Below are 2497 nucleotides of genomic sequence, written 5' to 3' on the forward strand. Positions count from 1 at the left end.
CCCTTTACTTTGGCTACCGCAACTTTGGAAGTTAAATAAGGATCTTCCCCAGAACCTTCCATAATTCTTCCCCAGCGTGCATCACGCGAAACATCTATCATAGGCGAAAAGGTCCAGTTCACCCCGTTAGCCGCAGATTCTAATGCTGCAATTTCTGCTGTTCTCTCCATTGCTTCAAGATCCCAGCTAGCTGTTTCCGCAAGGGGAACAGGGAAAATTGTTGTATAGCCGTGAATTACATCATACCCGAACATTAAAGGAATCTTTAAACGAGAGTTTTCCATTACCAGCTTTTGTGCTTCCCTGGTGGCATCTACCGAAAGTACATTTAGCATAGCGCCTACTTTTCCGGCTTTTAGGTTTTCCTCCTTTTGTTTATTATTCATTTCAGAAGCAGGTCCCGTAAGGTCCCAACTCCCGTTATATTGTACAAGTTGTCCTACTTTTTCTTCGAGGGTCATTAACGCTAAAACCGAATCTACTTTGGTCTCCACATTTTTAACCGAACTTTTTATAGTTGAATCCTGTGCTTTGACCATAAAACAGCCTAACAGGAAAAACCCTAATAAATTTAGTTTTTTCATAATTTGAAGTAATCTGCCTCGGGACAGGCCCAGGAGGCATAATTGGAAAATAAAATTTAATTGCGAGGCACAGCCCATCTAATAATTTGGGCAGGTCTCACCACTCCCGGCATTAAAGCGAGAACATACTATTAGCGAATAAAAAAACTGCCTGAAGTGTGTTTAAGAAGTTAAGTTTGTGGCCTACAAACAAATAATCTTCAACCGTAAATTCAGAAAACAATAACAGTAATCAGGCAGTCTGATTTTTAAAATATATTATTCCTGGAAAACTTTCACGTAATCCACTTCCATAGAAGATTCTTGAAAATCATCAGCGATATTACCACCAAGAGTACCTCCCATAGCAACATTTAGAATGATGAAAAAGTCTTCTTGAAAAGGAGTTGAATCATTGTTATCAAACTCCAGGTGCGGCACACCATCCATTAGAAAAGTGATCTTTTCCGCGGTCCATTCAACTTCGTATATATGAAATTCTGTTGTTGCTTCAGATATTTCTGTGTCACCTACTACAGCATTTCCTCCCGAATTCCCTGGAAAGTGTAAGGCCGAAGAAATTCTATCAGGATTGTTTCCAACAAATTCCATAATATCTATTTCGCCAACTCCAGGCCATGATTCTTCCGGAAATGCAGCGCCTAGCATCCAGATTGCAGGCCAGGTTCCTCCACCTGCAGGTAATTTTGCACGAACTTCTACACGACCGTAGGTAAATTCGAATTTATCTTTAGTAGTTATTCTCGCAGAAGTAAAATCGAAACCACTCTCAGCTTCTCTTTTTGCTGTAATAATTAGATTTCCATTTTCAACTTTTACGTTGTCTTCCTCATCTGTATAGTATTGAGATTCTCCATTACCCCAACCGTTACTTCCATTACCAATTTCATAGTTCCAGTTATCGGTGTCAAGGGCATCACCTTCAAACTCATCTGACCAGATCTCGGTGTTAAATTGGCTCTCAAATTCTTCAGGCTCTTCTTCCCCGCCCTGGGAAGTGGTGAATTTTAAATACCAGGCCAAAGCAGGATCGTTACCCGGTATCACCCTAACATCCATTGTAGTTGGTGTAATATTAAGAACTTCGTAAGAACTTGAACCTACATAGTAGCTCATCGTTCCACCGCCAGCGATGTTAATTACCGTACCGGTAGTAGCACCTTCTGGCAATCCAGAAGTTGAAGGAGAAAGAGAAGCACTAAAGTCTCCAGTATTACTAAAATCAAGACACTGATCTTCAGAACCATCTCCACCAAAATCACCGGTGTAAGCCACATTTACAAAGGTTTGCCCATTGTTATTGTAATTGTAAATAATATTATCATTTTCGTTTAGGCTAAACGTCATTTCATCGGTATAGAAACAAGAACTAACATCTGCGCCGGCCTTTTCAAAAGGAGCAGCTGCATAATATATAGGAGCCGTAAATCCTTCTCCAGCGCTTGGTCCCACACCCAAGTGAGCCGGCTGTGAAGCTGCTACATACCAGGTTTTTGAACTTCCGCCGGTAAGTAACTCCTTAGTTTCCGGATCGCTGAAATCACTAAAAACAGTTACGGTGGTGGTCATATTCGAGGAAGCTCCTCCTGTACCCGATGCCACAACTGTTACTGTATAATCATTTACACCGTTCTCGTTAAAACTATGGGTGGTTTCTCCAGAAGCAGAAACTTCTTCAAAACCATCGCCAAAAATAAACTTGTAGGTCATGGCGTTATCGGCGCTGGCGCTAAAACTTACCGCTCCACTACCGTCGCCATTAGGCATCTCCTCAGTTTGCCCTACTACTGCAGCGGTAACACTAAGGTTAGAAGGTGTGGTAATATCACCTATATCATAATCGTCGTTGGAACAGGCGCTGAAAAAAACCAGCGAAAGTACCGCAAGACTTGTTTTAAATATATTTTTCATTT

General features: G+C 41.3%; 2 protein-coding genes. Both read right to left on the bottom strand.

Annotated features, from left to right (window positions below; genetic code table 11):
• The coding region (locus AACZ30_RS13705) for a glycoside hydrolase family 3 N-terminal domain-containing protein (protein WP_339650075.1) at positions 1-584 on the bottom strand (584 nt) is incomplete at its 3' end.
• A 258-nt stretch (positions 585-842) separates the two neighbouring features.
• On the bottom strand, positions 843-2497 hold a 1655-nt coding region (locus AACZ30_RS13710), incomplete at its 5' end, for a family 16 glycosylhydrolase (RefSeq protein ID WP_339650076.1).

The organism is uncultured Salegentibacter sp. (genome assembly GCF_963972535.1).
Lineage (GTDB): Bacteria > Bacteroidota > Bacteroidia > Flavobacteriales > Flavobacteriaceae > Salegentibacter.